21 protein-coding genes are annotated in these 21,945 nt (G+C 68.4%); 10 read left to right on the top strand and 11 right to left on the bottom strand.

The window, feature by feature from the left end; all coding sequences use genetic code 11:
- Positions 1-33: 33 nt before the first annotated feature.
- The 3 genes from xth (at position 34) to AC07NF_RS20310 (ending at position 3,937) form a co-directional block, all read left to right on the top strand.
- On the top strand, positions 34-822 hold the full coding sequence (gene xth / locus AC07NF_RS20320) for an exodeoxyribonuclease III (RefSeq protein WP_494630459.1): 789 nt from the start codon (positions 34-36) through the stop codon (positions 820-822).
- Between the two features lie 47 nt (positions 823-869).
- On the top strand, positions 870-1,844 hold the full coding sequence (locus AC07NF_RS20315) for a hypothetical protein (protein WP_494630454.1): 975 nt from the start codon (positions 870-872) through the stop codon (positions 1,842-1,844).
- A gap of 122 nt (positions 1,845-1,966) precedes the next feature.
- Positions 1,967-3,937: a potassium transporter Kup gene (locus AC07NF_RS20310; protein ID WP_494630453.1), complete on the top strand. Its 1,971-nt coding sequence runs from the start codon at positions 1,967-1,969 to the stop codon at positions 3,935-3,937.
- On the opposite strand, the gene AC07NF_RS20305 is transcribed toward AC07NF_RS20310, so the two are convergent.
- A complete protein-coding gene (locus tag AC07NF_RS20305; RefSeq protein WP_494630451.1) occupies positions 3,927-4,811 on the bottom strand; it encodes a LysR family transcriptional regulator in 885 nt (294 codons plus the stop codon). The two genes, AC07NF_RS20310 and AC07NF_RS20305, sit on opposite strands and share 11 nt — an antisense overlap.
- Positions 4,812-4,924: 113 nt before the next feature.
- On the opposite strand from AC07NF_RS20305, the gene AC07NF_RS20300 reads away from it, so the two are divergent.
- Positions 4,925-6,109: an MFS transporter gene (locus tag AC07NF_RS20300; protein ID WP_494630449.1), complete on the top strand. Its 1,185-nt coding sequence runs from the start codon at positions 4,925-4,927 to the stop codon at positions 6,107-6,109.
- Here the strand turns inward: AC07NF_RS20300 and AC07NF_RS20295 are convergent.
- The gene (locus tag AC07NF_RS20295) at positions 6,106-6,759 is read right to left on the bottom strand and encodes a hypothetical protein (RefSeq protein ID WP_494630446.1); all 654 of its coding nucleotides are present in this window, start codon (positions 6,757-6,759) and stop codon (positions 6,106-6,108) included. The two genes, AC07NF_RS20300 and AC07NF_RS20295, sit on opposite strands and share 4 nt — an antisense overlap.
- A 2-nt stretch (positions 6,760-6,761) precedes the next feature.
- Positions 6,762-7,679 (bottom strand): Gfo/Idh/MocA family protein, encoded by a 918-nt coding sequence (locus AC07NF_RS20290; protein WP_494630444.1) that lies wholly within the window; start codon positions 7,677-7,679, stop codon positions 6,762-6,764.
- 115 nt (positions 7,680-7,794) lie between these two features.
- On the opposite strand from AC07NF_RS20290, the gene AC07NF_RS20285 reads away from it, so the two are divergent.
- Positions 7,795-8,820, top strand: a complete 1,026-nt coding sequence (locus AC07NF_RS20285; RefSeq protein ID WP_492817410.1) for an NADP-dependent oxidoreductase — start codon at positions 7,795-7,797, stop codon at positions 8,818-8,820.
- Positions 8,821-8,824: 4 nt separating this feature from the next.
- Here AC07NF_RS20285 and AC07NF_RS20280 read toward each other — a convergent pair whose 3' ends face one another.
- Complete coding sequence (locus AC07NF_RS20280; RefSeq protein WP_494630438.1) at positions 8,825-9,070, bottom strand: copper-binding protein; 246 nt, start codon at positions 9,068-9,070, stop codon at positions 8,825-8,827.
- Between the two features lie 386 nt (positions 9,071-9,456).
- On the opposite strand from AC07NF_RS20280, the gene mdoH reads away from it, so the two are divergent.
- Both mdoH and AC07NF_RS20270 read left to right on the top strand, forming a co-directional pair.
- A complete protein-coding gene (gene mdoH / locus AC07NF_RS20275; protein ID WP_494630433.1) occupies positions 9,457-11,448 on the top strand; it encodes a glucans biosynthesis glucosyltransferase MdoH in 1,992 nt (663 codons plus the stop codon).
- A gap of 87 nt (positions 11,449-11,535) precedes the next feature.
- A complete protein-coding gene (locus AC07NF_RS20270) occupies positions 11,536-12,432 on the top strand; it encodes a cobalamin biosynthesis protein CbiG (RefSeq protein ID WP_494630430.1) in 897 nt (298 codons plus the stop codon).
- On the opposite strand, the gene AC07NF_RS20265 is transcribed toward AC07NF_RS20270, so the two are convergent.
- Entirely contained in the window at positions 12,429-13,844 is a 1,416-nt protein-coding gene (locus AC07NF_RS20265; protein ID WP_494630427.1) for an MATE family efflux transporter, read from the bottom strand. The genes AC07NF_RS20270 and AC07NF_RS20265 overlap by 4 nt on opposite strands.
- Positions 13,845-13,957: 113 nt before the next feature.
- On the opposite strand from AC07NF_RS20265, the gene AC07NF_RS20260 reads away from it, so the two are divergent.
- Positions 13,958-14,971: an SDR family oxidoreductase gene (locus AC07NF_RS20260; RefSeq protein ID WP_494630423.1), complete on the top strand. Its 1,014-nt coding sequence runs from the start codon at positions 13,958-13,960 to the stop codon at positions 14,969-14,971.
- Between the two features lie 110 nt (positions 14,972-15,081).
- Here the strand turns inward: AC07NF_RS20260 and AC07NF_RS20255 are convergent, their stop codons facing one another.
- Positions 15,082-15,582, bottom strand: coding sequence for a hypothetical protein (locus AC07NF_RS20255; protein WP_494630420.1), 501 nt, complete (start codon positions 15,580-15,582; stop codon positions 15,082-15,084).
- A gap of 106 nt (positions 15,583-15,688) precedes the next feature.
- Here AC07NF_RS20255 and AC07NF_RS20250 point away from each other — a divergent pair, with 106 nt between their 5' ends.
- Together AC07NF_RS20250 and AC07NF_RS20245 are read left to right on the top strand one after the other, a co-directional pair.
- Positions 15,689-16,075, top strand: a complete 387-nt coding sequence (locus tag AC07NF_RS20250) for a VOC family protein (protein ID WP_494630418.1) — start codon at positions 15,689-15,691, stop codon at positions 16,073-16,075.
- An 8-nt stretch (positions 16,076-16,083) separates the two neighbouring features.
- A complete protein-coding gene (locus AC07NF_RS20245) occupies positions 16,084-17,118 on the top strand; it encodes a ThuA domain-containing protein (RefSeq protein ID WP_494630415.1) in 1,035 nt (344 codons plus the stop codon).
- Here AC07NF_RS20245 and AC07NF_RS20240 read toward each other — a convergent pair.
- The 5 genes from AC07NF_RS20240 to AC07NF_RS20220 form a co-directional block, all read right to left on the bottom strand.
- The gene (locus AC07NF_RS20240; RefSeq protein WP_494630413.1) at positions 17,115-17,663 is read right to left on the bottom strand and encodes a DUF2239 family protein; all 549 of its coding nucleotides are present in this window, start codon (positions 17,661-17,663) and stop codon (positions 17,115-17,117) included. The two genes, AC07NF_RS20245 and AC07NF_RS20240, sit on opposite strands and share 4 nt — an antisense overlap.
- Positions 17,663-17,998, bottom strand: coding sequence for a GIY-YIG nuclease family protein (locus AC07NF_RS20235; protein ID WP_494630411.1), 336 nt, complete (start codon positions 17,996-17,998; stop codon positions 17,663-17,665). Before AC07NF_RS20235 ends, AC07NF_RS20240 begins: the two co-directional genes overlap by 1 nt.
- A 63-nt stretch (positions 17,999-18,061) precedes the next feature.
- On the bottom strand, positions 18,062-18,448 hold the full coding sequence (locus AC07NF_RS20230; protein ID WP_492817390.1) for a hypothetical protein: 387 nt from the start codon (positions 18,446-18,448) through the stop codon (positions 18,062-18,064).
- Positions 18,449-18,538: 90 nt separating this feature from the next.
- Entirely contained in the window at positions 18,539-21,256 is a 2,718-nt protein-coding gene (locus AC07NF_RS20225) for a TonB-dependent receptor (RefSeq protein ID WP_494630408.1), read from the bottom strand.
- Positions 21,257-21,589: 333 nt separating this feature from the next.
- Complete coding sequence (locus tag AC07NF_RS20220; RefSeq protein WP_492817386.1) at positions 21,590-21,943, bottom strand: DUF1428 domain-containing protein; 354 nt, start codon at positions 21,941-21,943, stop codon at positions 21,590-21,592.
- Positions 21,944-21,945: the final 2 nt, after the last annotated feature.

Here is a 21,945-nt window from a genome sequence, read left to right as displayed (position 1 = left end):
GCTCTAGCCTCCCGCCGCTGTCTGGAGCCGTCAATGCGTATAGCCACCTGGAACGTCAATTCGATCAACGCTCGCCTGGAAGGCGTGCTGGCCTGGTTCGAATCGGAGGCCCCGGACGTCGCGGTGCTCCAGGAGATCAAATGCGTCGACGAGAAGTTCCCGACCGAAGCCTTTGAGCGGCTGGGCTACAACGTCGTCGTCCACGGCCAGAAGACCTATAACGGCGTGGCCCTGCTGTCGAAGTTCCCGATCGACGATGTGCGCAAGGGCCTGCCTTTCCTGTCCGAGGACGAGGTCGACGAGCAGTCGCGCTACGTCGAGGCGGTGATCAATGCGCCCACGCCGTTCCGGGTGGTGGGCATCTATCTGCCCAACGGCAATCCGATCGGCACGGAAAAGTTCGACTACAAGCTGGCCTGGATGCGTCGCCTGCACGCCCACGCTGCCGGCCTGTTGGCCTTCGAGGAGCCCCTGGTCATCCTGGGCGACTACAATGTCATCCCCGAGGCCGAGGACGTGGCTAATCCCGAAGCCTGGCTGGGCGACGCCCTCTATCAGCCCGAGAGCCGGGGCGCGTTCCGGGCGCTGAAGAACCTGGGCTTGGCCGACGCCTACATGCAGGTCGACGGCGCGCCGGGCGGCTACACCTTCTGGGACTACCAGGCCGGGGCCTGGCCGCGGAACCTGGGGATCCGCATCGACCACCTGCTGTGCTCGCCCCAGGCCGCCGACCGCCTGGAGGCCGTCGTCATCCACCGCGACGAGCGCGACAAGGAAAAGCCCAGCGACCACGTGCCGGTGGTCGGCCACTTCCGCGACTAGCCGCCGCCTGTCCCAGAAACACGACTCTCGCTAGCCTGAGCCTCACTATGAGCGAGCTTGCGCGTCTCCTTCTGTTTGTCGCCATCGCCGGTACGGCGGTGACGTTCCTCGGCAGCCTGGCCATCTGGTACGGCGACGAGGACCGGCGCATCCGCCGCGCCCTGCGCAATGTGCTGAAAAGCGAGCCAGAAGGCCTGATCGTCGCACGCGGCCGGGGTCGCGGCGCGGGCTTCTCGTTCGCCACCAACCTGTTGGCCGTGGCGTGGGACCGGGGCGCCTGGTGCCTGGTCTATCGCCTGGACGAGATGATGGGCGCCGAGCTCTTGGTCGACGGCCAGGTGATGGGCCGCGTGTTCCGGGGCGAAGGCCGCCGGGCCATCGACCACGTCGCGCCCCAGGCCGAGCGGGTCACCCTGCGCCTGATCTTCGACGATCCGCGCCATCCCGACTTCACCCTGGACCTGTGGGCGCCCGGCGACGAGCAGCGCCGCGAGACCGCCTCGCCGGCTGAACTGGTGCAGGAGGCCAACCGCTGGCTGGCCCGCTGCGAGGCCATCGTCCGCCGTCCGCTGCCGCCGCGTCCGGAGAAGCCGGTCGCCGCTCCGGCGACAGTCGCCACTCGCCCGGCTCCCGCGCCCACGCCGCCCCCCGCTCCTCTGGTCGACGACTTCGACGACGAGGCGTTCGAGGACGAGGACGACGACTTCCAGGCGCCGCCTCCGCCCCTGCCCGACACCCCGCCGCCGCTGTCGCGTCGCTCGTCGTTCGACAACGTTCCCCGCGCCGGCGCGGCCCGCCCGATCTCGCGCCCGAGCACGCCAGCGCCCGCGCCGGCTCCGGCTCCGGCTCCGGCCAAGGCGCGCCCGGCCGAGCCCGACATGTTCGACGACCCGCCGTGGGACGAGGAAGATGAGCTGCCGGCTCTGCGTCCCGCGCCGGAACCGGAATACAAACCCGTCTCGAAGGCCCGTCGCGAGACCGCCAGCGACCAGGACGAGCTGCCGTTCGACTTGGACGACTAGCGCCGATCACGCTTTCGGGATCGGCTATCGCCGTTCTGCCTTTTTCGATTGCTGCGACGCAGCGACGGGCGTAAAGCGCCGGCCGCCGGTCGCGAACCGGCGCTTTGGAGCCTCGTGCTTGCATGGCGGGTAAAGACCCCCTCGCCGCGTCCGAACCAACCACCCCGACAACTCAAGCTTCCCACCACACCGGTCACGCGGCGTCGCGTTTCTGGCCGTTGGCGCTGGGCAGCGTGGGCGTCGTGTTCGGCGACATCGGCACCAGCCCCCTCTACGCCTTCCGCGACGCGCTGGGCGAGGCCGCCCGCGACGGGCTGGTCCGTCCCGAGATCATGGGCGTGCTGTCCCTGGCCCTGTGGGCGCTGATCCTGGTCGTGACGGTCAAGTACGTCCTGTTCCTGATGCGCGCCTCCAACAAGGGCGAAGGCGGGGTGCTGTCGCTGATGGCCCTGGCCCAGCAGGGCGCGGCGGGCCGCACCGGCCTGATCTTCGCCCTCGGCGCCATCGGGGCTGCCCTGTTCTACGGCGACGGCGTCATCACCCCGGCGGTCTCGGTGCTGTCGGCGGTCGAGGGCCTGAAGTCGGTCAAGGGCTTCGAGCACTGGTTCGGCACCCAGGAAGTCATCGTCGTCAGCCTGGTGATCCTGACAGGGCTCTTCAGCTTCCAGGCCAAGGGCACGGCCAAGGTGGCCGGCATCTTCGGCCCGATCATGGTCTGCTGGTTCCTGTGCCTGGGCGCCCTGGGCGTCTGGCACATCAAGGACGATCCCAGCGTGCTGGGCGCGATCTCGCCGACCTACGCCATCTATTTCCTGACCCACCACGGCCTGACCGGCTTCCTGGTCATGGGCGCGGTGTTCCTGACCGTGACGGGGGCCGAGGCCCTGACCGCCGACATGGGTCACTTCGGCCGCGGACCAATCCAGATGTCGTGGTTCGGCCTGGCCCTGCCGATGCTGGCGCTCAACTATTTCGGCCAAGGAGCTCTGGCGTCCAAGGCTCTGACGATCGCCGAGGCCTCCGGAACCGCCCTGCCCAACGCCGACTGGTTCTTCCTGATGGCCCCGCACCAGTGGCGCCTGGGCCTCGTCTTGTTCTCCGGCGTCGCCACCGTCATCGCCAGCCAGGCGGTGATCACCGGCGCCTTCTCGCTGACCCAGCAGGCGATCCAGCTGGGCCTGTTGCCCCGCATGGACATCAAGATCACCTCGTCGACCGAGGCCGGCCAGATCTATGTCGCGCCGATCAACTGGCTGCTGTTCGTCGGCGTGGTGCTGGTGGTGCTGTCGTTCCGCTCGTCCAGCGCTCTCGCCCACGCCTACGGCATCTCGGTGACCGGCACGATGGTGGTGACCACGCTGCTGGCCTACATCGTCGTGCGCCACGTCTGGAAATGGCGCCTGGTCACGGCGCTGGCCCTGATCGTGCCGCTGTTCGCCCTGGACCTGACCTTCTTCACCGCCAACCTGCTGAAGGTGCTGACCGGCGGTTGGGCGCCGCTGGCCCTGGGCGCGGGCCTGTGCCTGCTGATGTCGATCTTCGTCAGCGCCACCGAGCGCCTGCGGCTCAAGCTCAGCAAGGACGGCCTGCCGTTCGGCGACTTCCGCGAGATGATCCTGCGCCGCCCGGCCGGCTCGACCGCCGGCACCGCCGTGTTCCTGACCTCGGACCCCGACACCACCCCGCCGGCCCTGATGCACAGCCTCAAGCACTTCAAGGTGCTGCACGAGCGCAACGTGCTCTTGAAGGTCGTCGCCGAGACCCGTCCGTATGTGCCCGACGCCGAGCGGATCGAGACCCAGACCCTGGACGACCGCTTCTCGCTGGTCACCCTGCGCTACGGCTACATGGAAAGCCCGAACATCCCCAAGGCCCTGGCCGCCTGCCGCAAGCAGGGCCTGAAGTTCGACATCATGAGCACCTCGTTCTTCGTCAGCCGCCGCACCATCGTGCCATCGACGGCCAGCGACGCCCTGCCGGCCTGGAAGCGCAAGCTGTTCACCTTCCTGACCCGCAACGCCGCCGACCCGACGACCTTCTTCCACCTGCCTCCGGGCCGGGTGGTGGAGCTGGGCACTCAGGTCAGTTTGTAGGACTCTTCAAGTGCCGGCCCAGCGCGTCGATGAACAGGCGCGTCTTGGCCGGCACCAGGCGGGCGCTGGGATAGACGGCCCAGATCGACCAGGACTCCAGCACCGCATCGGCCAGCGGGATCTCGACCAAGCGGCCGGCGGCGACGTCCTCGCGGATGTTCCAGTCCGACAGCATGGCCAGGCCCAGGCCGCCCAGGCAGGCCATGTGCAGGGTCTCGATCCCGCTGGCGGTGAAGCGTCCGGCCACGCGCTGCTGTACCGGCTTGTCGCCGATCATGAAGGTCCAGTGGCTGACGCCGGTGATCGCCAGGCACTGGTGGTCGGCCAGGTCGGCCAGGATCTTCGGCGCGCCGTGCTCGGCCACATAGGCCGGCGAGGCGTAGAGCTTGCGCGGATTGCCATCCAGGCGGCGGGCGATCAGCGAGTTGTCGCGCAACACCGCGATGCGGATGGCCACGTCGATGCCGCTGGCGACGATGTCGGTGATGGCGTCGGTGACCTGCAGGTCGACCTGCAGGTCCGGGTTGGCCCGCATGAAGGCCGGGATCATCGGCGCGACCATCTTGCGCCCGAACGGGGCCGAGGCCGTCACCCGCAACATGCCCGAGGCCCCGGCGCTGGAGGGCCGGATCGCCGCCCGCGCCGCGGCCTCGCCCTCCAGCATGGCCTGGGCGTGGGGCAGGAACGCCTCGCCCTCGGGGGTCAAGGACAGGGCGCGGGTCGTGCGGTGGACCAGTCGGGCTCCGACCTCATCCTCCAGCGCCGCCAGCCGGCGCGAGGCGGCCATCGGCGCGATGCCCAGCCGGCGAGCGGCCGCCGCCAGGCTTCCGGCCCGCGCCGCCTCGACAAAGACGCCTACGTCCACAAGATCCATTATATCGAATTCCGATCGTCCGACTTATCTATTAAGGCCCATTATACTCGAATTCGATAGCCCATACATCCCGGCCCGACGGAGAGCGAACGCTGCTCTCCCTGGAGCCGACCATGACCTTCATCATCCCCCGCACGGCTTTCAAGGCCGCGCCTTTGGGCCGGGGCCTGACGTTCTCGATGGCGACCGCCGCCGGCCTGGCCGTCGCCAACATCTATTACAGCCAGCCGATGCTGGGCCTGATCGAGCGCGACCTGCCCGGCCCGCTGACCGCCTTCGTGCCCACCGCGACCCAGCTGGGCTACGCCGCCGGCCTGCTGCTGCTCGCGCCCCTCGGCGACCGCGTCGAGCGCAAGACGCTGATCGTCGTCCAGTTCATGGCGCTGGCCTTCGCCCTGGTCCTGGCGGCCCAGGCGCCCACCGCCGGCTGGCTGCTGGTCGCCTCGCTGCTGCTGGGCATGGCAGCCACGGTCGCCCAGCAGATCGTGCCGCTGGCCGCGCATCTGGCCCCGGCCGACAAGCGCGGCGCCACCGTCGGCGTCGTCATGTCGGGCCTGCTGTGCGGGATCCTGCTGAGCCGCACCGTCGCCGGCTTCGTGGCCACCGGCCTGGGCTGGCGGGCGATGTTCTGGCTGGCCGCGCCGGTCGCCTCGGCCGCCGGCTTCCTGATGGCCGCTACCCTGCCGCGCAGCAAACCCGACAGCGACCTGTCGTACGGCGCCCTGCTCGCCTCGCTAGGCAAGCTGTGGGCCGAGCACCCTGCCCTGCGCCTGGCCGCCTTCACCCAGGCCAACCTGTTCGCCGCCTTCACCGCCTTCTGGACGATCCTGGCCCTGCACCTGCAGGAGCCGCGCTTTGGCCTCGGCGCGGACGTCGCCGGCGTGTTTGGAATCGTCGGCGTGGTCGGCGTCATGGCCGCGCCCCTGGCCGGACAGTTCGCCGACAAGCGCGGCCCGCACCTGGCCATCGCCCTGGGCGCGATCCTGACCCTGGTCGCCTGGCTGATCTTCGGCCTGTGGAGCTCGGTCGCCGGCCTGCTGATCGGCGTGGTGGTGCTGGACTTCGCCGTGCAGGGCGCCCTCGTGTCGAACCAGGCCCTGGTCTACGCCCTGAAGCCTCAGGCCCGCGCTCGGCTGAACACCCTCTTCATGGGCGCGATGTTCTTAGGCGGCGCAGGCGGCTCGGCCGCGGCGGCGGCGGCCTGGACCCATGGCGGCTGGAGCGCGGTGGCGGTGCTGGGCGGCGGCCTGGCGATGATCGCCGTGCTGCTGCAGGTGTCGGGCGGAAGACGGCGCTAGCGGCCCTTGCGCTGCGCCGCCACGGCCTGACGGACGGTCCGCAGCCACGGATCGTCCGCCTTGGGCACGGCCAGATAGCCGGGACCGCGACGCCGATAGTTATCCCAAGGGATGACCTCGCCCACCAGCGCTCCCTTGGCGTCGCGGAAGACGAGGTAACGCACGCCCTTCAGCGCACCGGGGAAGGACAGGCACGTGCCCGGCGTCAGGTTCAGGGGCGTCAGCTCCACCGCCGTGATCACGGGCGCGTCGTTGTACATCGCCAAGGACTGGATCGTGCTGTCCGACGCCGGCCCGACACCGGTCAGCTGGAAGCGCTTTGCGCCCTGACCTTTGAGCGTCTCCACGACCCTGTAGCTGAGCCGCGTCACCTCGAACTCGTCGGCCAGCGACACCTGTCCTTCGAACAGGTCCTTGCTGTAGCGGATCTGGCCGGGACCGCTTCCGAACGCCTTTCGGGCGAACGGGGCTGACGGCAGGCGCTCGGACCGCTCAACGACCACGATATCGATCGCGGCGGCATGGGCGACCAGATGCTTGGCGAGATAGGCCAGAGACGGCTGGGGTCCCCCCGCAGGCACACAGGCTTGAGCCGCGCTCGCGCCGAAGCTCAGAACGGTCGCGAAAAGGAGCGTCCCGAGCCGCTTCATGTTCAGCCCTCCGCCGCCCACTCCACCGCCAGCGCCAGGTCCAGCGCCCGGGCGGCTTCCTCACCGGTGACCACCGGACGCGGGGCCTCGCCGCGCACGGCCTTCAGGAAGCCGGCGACCGACAGGCCCAGCGGGTCCTTGCCGGCCGGGGTCTCGGTGAAGTTCTCGATCAGCGGGAACGGGGTGGTGTTGCGGAAGGTGCGAGCGAGAAAGTCGATCTCGACCTCGCCCGAAGGGTAGACGACCTTCATCGTCCGCTCGCGGGCCTCGGCCACGCGGGAGCTGTCGAAGATGGCGATGAAGCCGTTGTCGAAGGTGGCCTCGGCCCTCACCCAGTCCAGCGAGCTCGAGCGGGTGACGTCCCCCTCGCCTTCCACCGTGATCGGCTGGCCTTCGCAGAGGGCCAGCGCCAGGTCGATGTCGTGGATCATCAGGTCCAGCACCACCGAGACGTCCAGGTTGCGGTCCGAGGGCGTGCCCCGGCGGACGGCTTCCAGGCGCAGCGGCTGCTCGGGAATGTCCAGCAGGCCCATGGCCTGGAACACCACCCGCTCCTGATGACCGCAGGCCAGCGGCACGCCGGCCTTGGCGGCGGCGGCGACCATCTTGTCGGCGTCCTCGGGCGACACGGCGATCGGCTTTTCGGAATAGACCGGCTTGCCGGCCTTCAGCGCGGCCAGGGCCGGCGCGGTGTGGTGAACGGCCGGCGCGGCGACCGTGACCACGTCCACCTCGGCCAGGAAGGCGTCGATGTCGTCGAAGGCCTTGGCGCCCAGCGGACCGGCCAGGGCCTCGGCGCGGGCCAGGTCGACATCGTAGACGCCGACCAGCGTGACGCCGTCCAGCTCGACATACTTCTTGGCGTGATAGCCGCCGAACACACCGGCGCCGACGACGCCTGCCTTGAGGTCTTGGGTCATGCCGGCTGTCTACCGCGCTTCGGGACCGCTTAGAAGCACTGGAGACTTCCGTAAGGGCGCGCTAAACATCCGTTTAAATTAGCAACGCTCGCCAAGAGCCTGTCGGAGGAAACCCATGACCACCTCGCGTGAGATCCGCCTGAAGAGCCGCCCCGTCGGCCTGCCCAAGGCCTCGGACTTCGACCTGGCGACCGTCGAGCTGGCCGCGCCGGGCGACGGCGAAGTGCAGGTCCGGAACCTGTGGATGTCGGTCGACCCCTATATGCGCGGCCGCATGTATGACCGTCCCAGCTATGTGCCGCCGTTCCAGATCGGCCAGGCCCTGCAGGGCGGCGCGATCGGCGAGGTCACGGCTTCCAACGATCCGGACTTCAAGCCGGGCGACATCGTCAACTCGATGTTCGGCTGGCGCGAGGCCTTCAACGCCAACCCGAAGGCCCTGGCCGCCGCCGGCATGGGGGCGATCACCAAGATCGATACGCAAGGCGTCCCGCCCCAGGCCTTCTTGGGCGTCGCCGGCATGCCGGGCATGACCGCCTATGCCGGTCTGCTGCGCGTCGCCGCGCTGAAGGACGGCGACGTGGTGTTCGTCTCGGCCGCCGCCGGCGCCGTAGGCTCGGTCGTCTGCCAGATCGCCAAGCTGAAGGGCCATACCGTGATCGGCTCGGCCGGCGGGCCCGAGAAGGTCGCCTTCCTGAAGTCGATCGGCGTCGACCACGTCATCGACTACAAGGCCACGCCCGACGTCGTCGCCGAGCTGGCCAAGGTCGCGCCCAAGGGCATCGACGTCTATTTCGAGAATGTCGGCGGCATCCATCTGGAAGCGGCCATCAACTCGGCCCGCCCGTTCGCGCGCTTCGCCCTGTGCGGGATGATCTCGCAATATAACGAGACCGGTAAGCCGGAAGGCCCGTCCAACATCATCCTGGCCGTCGGCAAGAGCCTGCGCCTGGAAGGCTTCATCGTCTCCAACCACTACGACCTCTATCCGCAGTTCGCCAAGGACATGGGCGAGTGGATCAAGGCCGGGAAGATCAAGTGGAACGAGACGGTGGAAGATGGCGTCGAGCGTGCGCCGGACGCCTTCCTCAAGCTGTTCTCAGGCGAGAACCTGGGAAAGATGCTGGTGAAGCTGAAGTAGAGGCCTACTCGCGGGGTTCGAGCTTCGACAGCTCGAGCCCCGTCGAGGTCTTCTTGAACTGGAACTTCACCCGCGTCCCCGGCGTGATCGGGGCCTCGGCGATGACGTCCGCATAGACCTTGAACTGGTTGCGGCCGGGCTTGAGGCCCGCCGCGCTCGCGCCGTCGTGATCGAGCGTGAGAATCTGGCCGTCCAGGCTGGAAATCACCCCCTGCGCGTCATAGGCGGGTAGCGATTCCGTTGACGGCATGGCCTCGACCACGCCCGGTTTTGAACGGCCGTCCTGCGAAGCTTGTCCGCATGCGGCCAAGCCCAGAACGGCGATGGAAGCGACAAAGTACCGAATATTCATAGCCTTACCGAAATTCCCCAAATCGGCGAGCCCCGCTCGCGCGACGCGTTTCCGATGTTTTTTCTCGCAACTGCGAAATCGGCGTGATTTCCGGTAGCGAATTTGTGATCGAAGTTTTACTGTAGGGATGACCGGCGGCTCTCCACGCCGGTTTCGACCGTCACGAAGCTGTCACAACCGCCCTGCCCGTCCCTAGCGGATGCGCAGGCCAGCGGAAAGAGGCTCCAGGCGTCGAAGCGTACGGAGAGAGCCCGGCCCGCCGGAAAAGTCCGAGATCTGACGATATGAGCGATCGCTCCAGCCTCTTCGACGTACGCTCCTCCACGAGCGTCACCCTCGATCAGGTCGTTCGCCGTGACACGGTCGAGATCCCGGCGGAAGTGCCGCTGGCCATGCCCGTCCAGCCGCTGGGCTTCTGGCAAGGCGGCTCGCGCCGCGCCACGGCGCTGGCCGCCAACATGACCATGCGTCGCTGGATCGTGGCCGTGGCGACCATCATCATGGGCTTCGCCGGCTGGAAGGCCACCTTCGACACCGTGGCCCTGGGCGGGGTGACCCGTCTGGAAGCCGTGGTCGTGGTGCTGCTGGCTCCGCTGTTCCTGGCCCTGTCGCTGTGGTTCTGCACGGCCGTCGCGGGCTTTGCGATCCTGCTGGGCAAGCCCAAGGATCCCCTCGGCATCGACGGCGAAGCGCCCATGCCCAAGCTGCACACACGCACCGCCATCCTGATGCCGGTGCACAACGAAGACGCCGCCGGCGTCTTCGCGCGCCTGCGCGCCATGGACGCCTCGATCGCCGAGACGGGCATGAGCCGCCACTTTGACATCTTCGTCCTCAGCGACACCCGCGACGCCCAGGTGGCCCTGGCCGAGCAGGCCTGCTTCGCCCGCTTCCGCCGCGAGGCCCACAGCAACGTCTTCTATCGCGTCCGCAAGGAAAACACGGGCCGCAAGGCCGGCAACGTCGCCGACTGGGTGCGCCGCTGGGGCAGCGCCTACGAGCACATGCTGGTCCTGGACGCCGACAGCCTGATGACCGGCGAGGCCATGGTCCGCCTGGCCGACGCCATGGAGCGTCACCCGGGCGCCGGCCTGATCCAGACCATGCCGATGATCATCAACGCCCAGACGATCTTCGCGCGCACCCTGCAGTTCGCCACGCGCCTGTACGGCCGCGTCGCCTGGACGGGCCTGGCCTGGTGGTCGGGCACGGAGAGCTCGTTCTGGGGCCACAACGCCATCGTCCGCACCCGCGCCTTCGCCGAGACCTGCGGCCTGCCGCACCTGGGCGGCCCCAAGCCGTTCGGCGGCGAGGTCATGAGCCACGACGCCCTGGAAAGCGCCCTGCTGCGCCGTGGCGGCTGGAGCGTGCACCTGGCTCCGTACCTGGAAGGCTCGTACGAAGAGAGCCCCTCGAACCTGCTGGACTTCGCCACCCGTGACCGTCGCTGGTGCCGGGGCAACGTCCAGCACGTGCCGCTGGTCGCCCTGCCCGGCCTGCACTGGATGAGCCGCCTGCACCTGGTGATCGGCGTGCTGAGCTACGCCCTGTCGCCGCTGTGGTTCATCGCCCTGAGCGCCGGCATCACCTCGCGCGCCCTGATGCCCGAGCTGAAGAAGGCGGCCTTCACCATGGCCGACCTGCAAGCGGCTGCCCACGCCCTGATCGACTGGCGCGAGATTCAGGCCACCGCCTGGGCCATGATCATCACCTTCGTGCTGCTGTTTGGCCCCAAGATCCTGGGCTCGATCCTGGTGTTCTCGCGCAAGGCCGAGACCAAGGGCTTCGGCGGCAAGCGCCGCGTGGCCGCCGGCCTGGCCGTCGAAATGCTGCTCTCGGCGCTGGTCGCCCCGATGCTGATGTTCACCCAGACCCGCGCGATCATCGAGATCATGGCCGGCAAGGTCGGCGGCTGGGCCACCCAGCGCCGCGACGCCGACAAGGTCAGCTTCAAGGAAGCCAGCGCCGCCATGGGCTGGATCAGCGCCACCGGCCTGGCCCTGGGCGCGGTGTTCTGGTTCACGCCGGACCTGTTCACCTCGACCGCCCCGATCCTGCTGGGCCTGATCGTCGCCGTGCCGCTGACCATGCTGGGCGCCAACAAGGTCGCCGGCCTGAAGCTGAAGACCAACGGCCTGTTCATGACCCCGGAAGAGCGCCGCCCGCCGGCCATCGTCCGCGCGGCCCTGGGCCCGTCGTGCGAGCCGCCGATCCGCTGGTTCGCCCGCAACGGCAGCCCGATCGGCCCCAGCAACGAAGTGCGCGACGCCGCCTGATAACAGGCGTCAAGCGCTTTCCTAGGCTGGTTAGAAGGCTCTCGGCGGAGTAGAAGCGCGGCTTCCTCTCTCTCGGAGCCGCGTGCCGTGTCGCGTCTGTTCAGCGCCTATGTGATCGTCGACTGGAGCGCGGCGGCCAAGCCGACCACGGGCGCGGATTCCATCTGGATCGGCGTGCTCAAGCGCGACGTGCGCTTCCGGCTCACCTTCGAAAGCTACAATCCCGCGACGCGCGGCGAGGCCGAGACCCGGCTGGCCGCCATCCTCGACGACCTGAAGAAGCGCAATGAGCGCGCCCTGGTCGGCTTCGACTTCCCGCTGGGCTTCCCGCGCGGGCTGTCGCAGGCGCTGTCCCTGCCGGGCGAGGTGCGCTGGCGCGCGGTCTGGGACCAGCTGGCCAAGATGGTCAAGGACAAGGCCGACAACACCAATAACCGCTTCGGCGTCGGGTCCGAGATCAACCGCCGCCTGACCGGCGGTCCGTTCCCGTTCTGGGGCTGCCCGCCCAAGGACGCCCTGACGACCCTGCAGCCCAAGCGTCCGCGTGAGCATGGCCCGGACGACCTGCCGGAGTTCCGTTATGCGGACGAAGCGGCCAAGGGCGCGCACTCGATCTGGAAGCTCTACTACAACGGCTCGGTCGGCGGTCAGGCGATCGTCGGCATCCCGGCCGTGCGCCGCCTGAAGGACGCGCGCGGCGACACCGTGCGGGTGTGGCCGTTCGAGACCGGCTTCAAGACCCTGACCGAGGCCGACCTGGACGGCGTCGCCACCGTGGTCGCCGAGGTCTATCCGTCGCTGATCAAGGCCGTCCCGGGCGCCGGCGAGGTCAAGGACCTGGCCCAGGTGCGGGGCCTGGCCGAACACTTCGCCAAGCTGGACGAAGCCGGCAAGCTGGGCGCGATCTTCGCCGCGCCCAAGAGCCTGTCCGAAGACGCCGTCGCAGCCGCCGAGACCGAAGAAGGCTGGATCCTGGGGGCCTAGGCCCCCTTCCCCGCCAGCTTCCGATCGCGCCAGTCCAGCATCCGGAACCGGGTCAGCAGGAAGGCCGCCGCCAGGAAGCTGGTGACGATGATCGAGATCAGCACCCCGTTCAGGCCCATGCCTTGGGGGATGGCCAGGAACCAGGCCAGCGGACCCATGACCAGGGCGTAGCTGATCAGGTGGGTCACCGTCGGGACCCACACCTCGCCCCGCGCCCGCAACGCCTGGGCCGCCACCACCTGCACCGCGTCCGGGGCCAGGAAGAAGCAGGCCAGCACCAGGGCGGGCAGGATCATCGCCAAGGCCGCCGGGTCGGTCGTATAGGCCAGGGCCACCCAGTGCTTGGTCGGATAGAGGATCAGGCCCGACAGCACGCCGACGGCGCCGATCACCGCGAAGGCGATCCAGCCGGCGCGCTTCATGCCTTCCGGATCGCGCGCGCCATAGGCCCGGCCGACCTGAACGGCCGTGGCGGTCGCCATGCCCAGCGGGATCATGAAGATGATCGCCGAGACGTTCAGCACCACCGTATAAGCGGCCACCGCGATCGCGCTGATCCAGCCGCAGACCAGGTTCATGCCGGCGAAGGCCGAGACCTCGAAGAAGTTCGACGCGCCCGCGCCATAGCCGATCTTGCGCTGCTCGATCTCGGCCGGGCGGTCGCGGGCGGGCTTGTCGAAGACGCCCAGCGCGCGGGCCTCCTTCATGCGCAGGACATAGATGGCCAGGGCCAACATCAGGGCGGTGCGGGCGATGAAGGTCGACCAGGCCCCGCCCGTCGCGCCCAGGGCCGGCAGGCCAAAGGTTCCAGGCACCAGCAGCAGGTTGGCGGCCAGGTTGACGAGATTGGCCAGCCACATGAACACCGCCCCCGGCCCCGGCCGTGCCAGCCCCTCCAGCCAGAAGGTCAGGACCACCGAGATGGCGTAGACTGGCAGCGACAGCGAGAAGACGATCAGTGGAACCGTCGCACCGTCGGCCAGGCCGTCCTTGAGCCCCAGGCTGTGCAGGAACAGCGAGCCGAACAGCGCCAGCAGCACCATGGAGGCCAGGCCCAGCCAAAGGCCGTAGCTGAGGCCCCGGCGCAGCACCGCCCCGGTCTCGTGCCGCTTGCCCGCTCCGATGGCGCGGGCGGTCATCACCTGCACCCCGACCAGCAGGCCGACATTCATGGTCACGAAGATCGACGACGGCGCCCACGCCATGGCGTGGAAGCCCAGCTGCTGGGCCGAGAAGTGGCCGACGACGATGGCGTCCGTCAGGCCCATGACCATGATGCCCAGGCGCGACAGGATCACCGGCCCCGCCAAACGGAGCAGTTCGATCAGATCGGTCATGATGGGGCCGCGCGGCCGCTTCGGAGGAAGCGCCGTTCCGGCCGCGTCGCGCGGCATGGTCGTCACCAATGTCAAAGAAGGCGCGCAGGGTGGCCCATGCCCGTTTTTCGGGCAACCCGCATTCGGCGCAGGTTGGAACGTCGCGCGAGCCCAGTGGTTTTCGGGGCTCAGCCCTTCAGGAGCGCGCCATGTCCGAGACCCAGACCCCCGAGTTCGAACAGACCGGCGAACGCGTCGCCCAGGCCTATCGCGACATCCAGGCCCCGCTGGACGCCAAGGAGCAGCGGTCCTTCGAGCCGAAGGAAGAGGACCACAATCGCAGCCACGCCATGCAGGCCGGAGCCCGCCCCTACCCGGCTCCGCCCTTTCCCGAGCAGCACCAGGCCAAGCCCGGCGAGGAATACAAGCTCGACCCCGCTCCGATGTACGACGCCCCCTTCTACAAGGGCTCGGGCAAGCTGGAGCACAAGGTCGCCCTGATCACCGGCGCCGACAGCGGCATCGGCCGGGCCGTGGCGGTGCTGTTCGCCCGCGAAGGCGCGGACGTGGCCATCGGCTATCTCAGCGAAGACACCGACGCCGAAGAGACCAAGGCCGCCGTCGAGAAGGAAGGCCGCCGCGCCATCCTGCTGCCCGGCGATGTCGCCGATCCGGCCTACGCCAAGGCGGCGGTCGAGCGCACCGTGGCCGAGTTTGGCCGGCTGGACATCCTGGTCAACAACGCCGCCTTTCAGGAGCACGTGCTCGACTTCGAGGACCTGACCGAGGAGCACTTCGACCGCACCCTGCGGACCAATCTCTACGGCTATTTCCACATGGCCAAGGCGGCGGTGAAGCACCTGCCCAACGGCGGCTCGATCATCAACACCGGCTCAGTGACCGGCCTCCTGGGTAACAAGGACCTGCTGGACTACTCCCTGACCAAGGGCGGCATCCACGCCTTCACCCGCTCGCTGGCCACGCACCTGATCGAGAAGGGCATCCGCGTGAACGCCGTGGCCCCCGGCCCGGTCTGGACCCCGCTGAACCCGGCCGACAAGCTGGGTCCGGACGTCGCCCAGTTCGGGGCCAAGACCCCGATGAAGCGGGCGGCGCAACCCGAGGAGATCGCGCCGGCCTATGTCTTCTTGGCCTCGCCGCAGACGTCCAGCTACATCACGGGCGAGATCCTGCCGATTATTGGCGGGTACAACGGGGGCTAACGCAGCGGGTCCGAAACCTCGTCCTTCGACAGGCTCAGGATGAGGTTTCTAGTGAACCGACGTTAAAAGTAGTCCTCATCCTGAGCCTGTCGAAGGACGAGGACGGCCCCTCAGTGCGGCCACACCTCGGCCAGCACCTTGGCCTTGCCGTCCTTCAGGCTGACTTCCATCGAGGGCTCGTCCGGCTTGCCGGCGGCGAACAGCTCGTAGATCACCATGCCGTCGGTCTGCTTGCTCTCGATCACGCGCACCGGCTTGATCGCCTTGCCCGAGGCGGCCGCGGTATCGCGGACCAGCTGCGGCGCAGAGGCCCAGGCGATGTCGCGCTGGGTCTCGACGATCTCCCAGGCGCCGTTCTTCTCCAGCAGGTCGAACTCGATCTCCGAGCCGTCCGGCATCACGCCCTCGACGTCGTAGTAGCGGCGGTCGGCGCGTTCCTTCAGCTCGGCTTCCTTGATGGTCATGCCCGGCGCGGCGGCTTTCACGACAGAGGTGACGGCGGCGGGAATGTCCTTGACCGCGACCTCGGTCACCTTGGTCTTGGGCGCGTCGGCGAACGCCGCCGGGGCGATGGCCAGCGCGGCGAGGGTCAGGATGAGGGCGCGGTTCATGGGGTAATCTCCTGGTCTTCGGGAAGGATGGACGCGCTTCTAGACTGACGACGCTGACAACCGCCTGACGCATGCTATGCAATCGGCTCCGAACAAGGAGTCGCAAATGGCCCGCCGCGTCGCTCTCGTGTCCCTGCTCGTCGCCGACTATGACGAGGCGATCGGCTTCTATGTCGGCAAGCTTGGGTTCACCCTGGTCGAAGACACCGACATGGGCCACGGCAAGCGCTGGGTCGTGGTCTCGCCCGGCAGCGATGGCACGAACTTCCTGCTGGCCCGCGCCGTCGGCGAACAGGCCGCCGCGATCGGCAATCAGGGCGGTGGTCGCGTCTGGCTGTTCCTGCACACCGACGACTTCGCCGGCGACCACGCCCGCATGAGCGCCGCCGGCGTCACCTTCCTGGAGGAGCCCCGTCACGAGGCCTATGGCACGGTGGCGGTGTTCGAGGACCTGTCCGGCAATCGCTGGGACCTCCTGCAACCCAAACATTGAGAAGAACAATGGCCCGCCTGCTGACCCTCATCGCGGCGGTCGCCGCGCTCTCCATATCCGTGGCCGAAGCCGCGCCGAAGATCCGGGTGCTGTATCTCGACCAGTCGGTCGGTTTCGTGCACCGCCCCGTCGCGCGGCCCAAGAACAGCAACGGCCCGACCCCGTCCGAGATCGCCCTGGCCGAGATCGGCGCCAAGTCGGGGGCCTTCACCGTCGAGTCGACCCAGGACGCCCGCACCATCACGCCCGAGAAGCTGAAGGACGTCGACGTCCTGGCCTTCTACACCACCGGCGAGCTGCCGATCCCGGCCGAGAGCTGGGCGGCGATCCAGAAGTGGGTCGAGAGCGGCAAGGGCGGGTTCGTGGGCCTGCACAGCTCGACCGACACCCACTGGGACTATACGGGCCCCGGCCAGACCTACACCGCCCTCATCAACGGCAAGTTCGCCGGCCATCCGTGGACGCAAGGGACGCCGATCACCGTGCAGGCACTGGGCGGCAAGGATCCGCTGAACACCGCCTGGCCGGCGCGTTTCGCCTTTGCGGAAGAGATTTATCAGTACTCGGACTATGAACCAGCCAAGGTCCGCGTGCTGCAGGCGCTGGACTTCACCGAGACGCCGCTGAAGCGCCCGTGGTTCGTGCCGATCACCTGGACCCGCCAGATCGGCCAGGGCCGCCTCTACCACACCAATCTGGGCCACACGCCCAGCACCTGGGACGACCCGCGCTACCGCGACCAGGTCTTGGACGCCGTGCGCTGGACCGCGCACCGGGCTCCGGGCTCGGCCAAGCCGAACGCCGACGAGCAGGCCCTGTGGGCCCTGCGCTCGCTGCTGGCCTATGACGGCCGCCCCAAGGCCGATGTCGAGGCCCGCGTCGCCAAGCTGGCCAAGGCCGATCCCGCCTGGCTACGCGACGCCGCCGCCCGCACCGCCGCCCTGCGTCCACTGTGGCCGGCCAAGCCCGACAGCGACAAGGCTCCGTTCGAGACCGCCTACAAGGCGGTGCTGGACGAAGTGGTCGCCAAGTCCGGCGGCTAGTCCGCTCCGAAGGCCTCGGCGGCATAGGTGCGCAGCTGGCTGGCGATGTCGGCCGGCCAGGCCTGGATCTGCGCCTCGAAGCCTGCGTCGTCGCCGGCGAACAGCGCCCGCATGGCCTCCTCGAAGCCCGGCAGGTCGCCGCCTATCGCCGAGGCGAAACGGTAGGCCGCCTCGCGGGCGGCGCGGATGCGGTCGGGACCCTCGCTCTCGCGACGGGCGGCCTCGACCAGCTTGCGCAGCGCCACCGACGCCCCGCCCGGCTGGCTGGCCAGCCAGTCCCAGTGGCGCGGCAGCAAGGTCACTTCGCGGGGCACTACACCGAGCTTGGGTCGGCCACGTCCACGCGGGGCTTCCTCCGGCGGCGCCAGGCGCGCGGTCAGGGCCTCGGGTCCGCCGCTGAGGTCGAAGTCCACGCCCCGGCCGTCGGGTCCGAAGATCAGCACGCCCGCCTCCCCCGCCAGCCGTTGGGCCGCCAGGGCCGCATCCAGGCGCGAGCCGGCCGCCACACGATCCTGGCCGTGGAACACCACGTACTGTTCTTCCATCACATCAGCCCCGTGGCGTTCAGCGCCGCGATCCAGTGGACTCGGCGTTCCTTCAGTCGGCTGTCGCGGCCGAACCTGTCCAGCCCCTCGACGTCGATCGCCTCCACAGCTTCGAAGGCAAAGGCCTCTGCCCCATACGCGGTCCAGGCAGCCTGCAGGGACTTTTCACGGTGCGAACCCAGCCGCAGCGAGAACCAGATGCCGTTCTGGCGGGTGGACAGATCGGCCGTCGACCCGATCCAGACCTGATCGGTCGCCAGGCAGCGCACGGCGTATATGCCGGCCTCGACCTTGCGTTCCTTGTATTCGCGCAGCAGCGCCTTGCGTCCGGACATGACGGCCTCCTCAGGCGCGCCTTTTACCCGGACGAAATGTAGAGTCAATAAGATCCGGGTAAATTAGGCTTGCGAGGCGCGGTACGGGATGTAGCCCCGCTCGACCATGCGCCGCGTGGCCTCATAGACCGCCGACAGCTCGTCATAGGCCGACCGCAGGTGAGCCAGGCGCGCGACCTGCGCCTCGGACAGCGAAGCCCCCGCCTCGGTCATCGACGCGGCCTCGGCCACCCACTTGGCGCGGGCGGTGGCAGCGGCGACGGCCAGACGCTGAAAGCGTTCGGCGTCGGCATGGGGGATGGTCGCGCCCAGCACGGCCTTGTTCGAGGCGAACGCGGTGTAGTCGATCTGCTCGAGATAGCCGCGCAGACGCCGCTGGACCTGGGGATCGACGTCGCTGGGCTCGAAATGGTCGCCCGTACGCCGCGTGCTGGAAGTCATGATCGCCATGACGGTCTCCGATCCGGCCGAAAGCGACCGCTCAGACGCACAGGGTGCGCCTGACAGCTTAAGGACGGGTTGAAGCCCGTCCCGCGCGGATCAGAGCAGCTTGCGGAAGTTGATCCGCACCGTGCGACCCAGCGGGTCCAGATAGTCCTTCTGATAGGCCTGCGGCGTGGCGCCGTTCTGATCGCGGACGGTCTGCTTGGTGTCCAGCAGGTTCTCGAAGTTCAGCGAAACCTGCGCCCCTTTGAGGATCGGGAACTTGTCGACCGCCTTCTTGCGCGCCGGGACACTGAAGTTGGCGAAGAAGTTCACGCCCACCGTGGCCAGGTCCGAGAAGTACAGCGTCTGTCCGCCGGTCGCGCCGCCATTGACCCAGGTCGAGGCCTTCCAGGCGCCGTTGAAGCGCATGCCCAGGCCGTCCTTGAAATAGCCGCCCTGGATCTGCAGCTCATGCCGCGCCTGGCCGCCGCGCGCGCTCAGCGCCGAGCCGTCCAGCTGGTCCAGCACCGGCAAGCCCTTGCGGACGGTGATCTCATCGGTCAGGCGCCAGGTGTGGTAGACCGACAGCTGGAACATGCCCTGCCCCGGCCGCATCATGCCGGGAGGCGGGCCGCCCATGCCGCCGCCGCCCGGACCACCGGGACCGCCGCCGCCCATGCGCATCATGCCGCCGCCACCGGGTCCACGACCACCGCCCGGACCGCCAAAGCCTCCCGGCGCCCCCGGGGTCGGCGTGCCGACCGCCTTGAACAGGTTGAAGCCCCAGCGGATGTTCTCAGCCTCGGCGCTGGCGAAGTTCACCGGCCGGGCGTCGATGGCCAGCAGGCGACCGCTAGCGTCACGCGTGAAGCGGTCGGGGAACGCGGCCTCCAGGTCCGGCGTGATGGCCGGGAACGAGGCGATCATGTTCTTGGTCTCGGACCGCGTGTACGTCGCATTGAAGGTCAGCTCGACCTTCTCTAGCGGCTTGTAGTTCACGCCCAGCTTCTGGACCTGGCGGTTGTCGTTGCGCAGGGCCGCGTTGCCGCCGTCGGTGCGGCTGATGATCACCGTCTGGCCAGTCGTGAAGTCGAACACCGAGACGTTGGGGGTCACGACCACCGGATCGTTGATCTGGTTGGTCGAGGGCGCGCCCTCTTCGTCGGTGAAGCTGGCGATGAAGCTGATCTTCTTGATCGGCGACCAGTTCACGCCGCCGCCCAGGGTGGTCAGCCCCCCCAGGTCCGACAGCTCGTCATAGCCGGCGTTGAAGTTGACCGACAGGTCGCCGACCTTGGCCAGCACGTTCTGGCGGGTGCTGGTCAGGGGCAGGCTGAAGCTGCCCTGAACGCTCTCGGTCGTGCGGGTGATGTCGCGTGTCGTGGTCACGCCCGAGCGGACGGTCTTGGAGTCCAGGCTCTTGCTGTTGGCCCCGATCTTCAACGTCGTCTGCAGCGCCCCGGCCGGGACCTGGAACAGGTTGCCGTTGAGCACCAGCTCGGCGCTGGCCGAGGTCGAGACCGAGTGTGCGGTGTCGGGCGCGGCGTTCTTGTACAGGCTGGGCGAGATGTAGCCGAACGGATTGACGTTCGGATCGCGCGCCGTCACCGCCGCCTGGAAGGCGCTGATGTCCAGGCCGCGCCCGGTCGTGGTGTCGGTCGTTGTGCGGTCGAAGTCGCCGGTGATGTTCCAGCGCCAATCCTTGATCCGGCCGTTGGCGGCCGTGCTGACCTGGGTGCGCAGGGTGTCGACATCACGGGCCATGGCGCTCGGCGCGTCGATGAAACGATAGCCGGTCACGGCCTGCGAGAACGGTGAGAACGGGCTGCCGGCCGGCAGGTTGAAGGTCACGCCCGGCAGGCCCAGCAGCGAACGGCTGCTGCCGTCTTCTAGATTGCCGGTGATCGTCAGCTGGGTCTGCTTGTTCAGGTCCAGGCTGTAGGAGCCCTTCAGCGTGGCCTTGTCCGACTGCGCGATCAGTGAGCGGTCGCGGGTCAGGTCGCCGGTGTTGTAGCGGTTGGCGCCGGAGACGAACTCCGACAGCCCCGCGCGGCCGACCAGGGCCGAGCTGGGCACGCCAGCGAAGGTCACGGGACTGCCGACCAGGGCCGACAGGGCCGGATCCAGCTGAGCGCCGCCGATGCCGCTGACATTGCCCACCAGATCGAACGGCTGGCCGTTGGGCGAGCGGACGATGTCGCGGTCCTTCTCCAGCAGGTACGGGTCGTGGGAGACCTGAAGGTCGATGTTCCAGCGCTTGTCGCCGTTGATGTGCACGCGGTTGGCGCCGGCGTTCGGGTCGATGCGCCCGCCGTCCGTGGCGACCGTGGCCGCCACCTGGGTCATCAGGGCGTTGTAGTTCTTCTTGAGGATGATGTTCACGACCCGCTGGTCGGCCTTGTAGCCGTAGCTGAGCGCGACCTCCTCGGGCAGGACCTGGAACTTCTCGATCGCCTCGGGCGGGATGCCCTGGATCTCCTGGAAGCCCGAGATGCGGCGGCCATTGACCAGCATCACCGGCCCGCCGCCGCCATCGCGGCCGCGCGTGCTGGTGGTCTGGGGCGTCAGCATGGTCAGCAGTTCGCCGATCGAGCCCGCGCCGAAGCTCTGGATCTCGGCCTCGTTCAGCTCGATCTCGGGCTCGATCATGCCCTCGACCTTGCCACGCCGGTCGGCCTGGATGGTCAGGCCCTCGACCTCGTTGGGACCGTCGTCCTTCACCTGCGGCCTGGCCTGCTCCACGGCCGCCGGCGCCAAGGGCGCGCTCACGGCGGTCGCGGGGTCCAGCGCGGCGGCGGCCAGGCCGTAGAGAAGCACGGTCGAAAGGGTCATTGAGGCCCGTAAAACAGGAGTGACGGAAGACGCCGACACCTGTCGACGCCAACGCTGGGTTGCCGCTCCTTACGGGCCTGCGCCCCACCTCGCAACGCCCCCCGGCGTTAAGACAAGGCAATGCAGCATAAAGCGCACACTGGTGTGTCTTCCAGAGCCGATATCACGGCCTGAGCATTGAAATAACGTCACATTTTAAGCAGCGACGTGTTGCATCGGAAATGATGTTACAAATGGGAAACAAACTGCGCTGTTGGGCCGCAGAGCGCACGAGGCGCTGGAATCAGACGCCGCCCGCGAGGCTGTCCCCTCGAGCGGCGCAACCTGGACGCGTCAGCGCTCCAGGAACGGCTGGAAGCCGCCGAAGATCATCCGTTTGCCGTCGAACGGCATCTTGTCCATGTAGCCGTTCAGCCGCTCGTCGGCCATGACCTTGGCGTTGATCTCGTCGCGGCTGGCGCGGTCCTTGTAGGTAATCCACGAGAAGATCACGATCTCGCCCTCCTCGGCATGCACCGCGCGCGGGAACGAGGTCAGCTCGCCATAGGGCACGTCGTCGGCGACGCACTCGACGTACGACAACGCGCCGTACTCCATCCACACCTTGGCCCCGAGCTCGGCCATCTCCTTGTAGGCGTCCAGCTTGTCCTTGGGGACCGGCACCAGGAAACCATCGACATAGGCCATGA

The organism is Caulobacter sp. GW821-FHT10A06 (genome assembly GCF_059415805.1).
This window is presented reverse-complemented; position numbering and strand designations above follow the sequence as displayed.

Coding starts and splice junctions, on each gene's coding strand:
- AC07NF_RS20290 (WP_494630444.1), bottom strand. CDS start 7,679: ATGACCCAAGACCTCAAGGCAGGCGTCGTCGGCGCCGGTGTGTTCGGC.
- AC07NF_RS20305 (WP_494630451.1), bottom strand. CDS start 4,811: ATGGATCTTGTGGACGTAGGCGTCTTTGTCGAGGCGGCGCGGGCCGGA.
- AC07NF_RS20240 (WP_494630413.1), bottom strand. CDS start 17,663: ATGGAAGAACAGTACGTGGTGTTCCACGGCCAGGATCGTGTGGCGGCC.
- AC07NF_RS20255 (WP_494630420.1), bottom strand. CDS start 15,582: ATGAACCGCGCCCTCATCCTGACCCTCGCCGCGCTGGCCATCGCCCCG.
- xth (WP_494630459.1), top strand. CDS start 34: ATGCGTATAGCCACCTGGAACGTCAATTCGATCAACGCTCGCCTGGAA.
- AC07NF_RS20230 (WP_492817390.1), bottom strand. CDS start 18,448: ATGGCGATCATGACTTCCAGCACGCGGCGTACGGGCGACCATTTCGAG.
- AC07NF_RS20295 (WP_494630446.1), bottom strand. CDS start 6,759: ATGAAGCGGCTCGGGACGCTCCTTTTCGCGACCGTTCTGAGCTTCGGC.
- AC07NF_RS20245 (WP_494630415.1), top strand. CDS start 16,084: ATGGCCCGCCTGCTGACCCTCATCGCGGCGGTCGCCGCGCTCTCCATA.
- AC07NF_RS20315 (WP_494630454.1), top strand. CDS start 870: ATGAGCGAGCTTGCGCGTCTCCTTCTGTTTGTCGCCATCGCCGGTACG.
- AC07NF_RS20310 (WP_494630453.1), top strand. CDS start 1,967: ATGGCGGGTAAAGACCCCCTCGCCGCGTCCGAACCAACCACCCCGACA.
- AC07NF_RS20250 (WP_494630418.1), top strand. CDS start 15,689: ATGGCCCGCCGCGTCGCTCTCGTGTCCCTGCTCGTCGCCGACTATGAC.
- AC07NF_RS20235 (WP_494630411.1), bottom strand. CDS start 17,998: ATGTCCGGACGCAAGGCGCTGCTGCGCGAATACAAGGAACGCAAGGTC.
- AC07NF_RS20260 (WP_494630423.1), top strand. CDS start 13,958: ATGTCCGAGACCCAGACCCCCGAGTTCGAACAGACCGGCGAACGCGTC.
- AC07NF_RS20300 (WP_494630449.1), top strand. CDS start 4,925: ATGACCTTCATCATCCCCCGCACGGCTTTCAAGGCCGCGCCTTTGGGC.
- AC07NF_RS20220 (WP_492817386.1), bottom strand. CDS start 21,943: ATGGCCTATGTCGATGGTTTCCTGGTGCCGGTCCCCAAGGACAAGCTG.
- AC07NF_RS20280 (WP_494630438.1), bottom strand. CDS start 9,070: ATGCCGTCAACGGAATCGCTACCCGCCTATGACGCGCAGGGGGTGATT.
- mdoH (WP_494630433.1), top strand. CDS start 9,457: ATGAGCGATCGCTCCAGCCTCTTCGACGTACGCTCCTCCACGAGCGTC.
- AC07NF_RS20285 (WP_492817410.1), top strand. CDS start 7,795: ATGACCACCTCGCGTGAGATCCGCCTGAAGAGCCGCCCCGTCGGCCTG.
- AC07NF_RS20225 (WP_494630408.1), bottom strand. CDS start 21,256: ATGACCCTTTCGACCGTGCTTCTCTACGGCCTGGCCGCCGCCGCGCTG.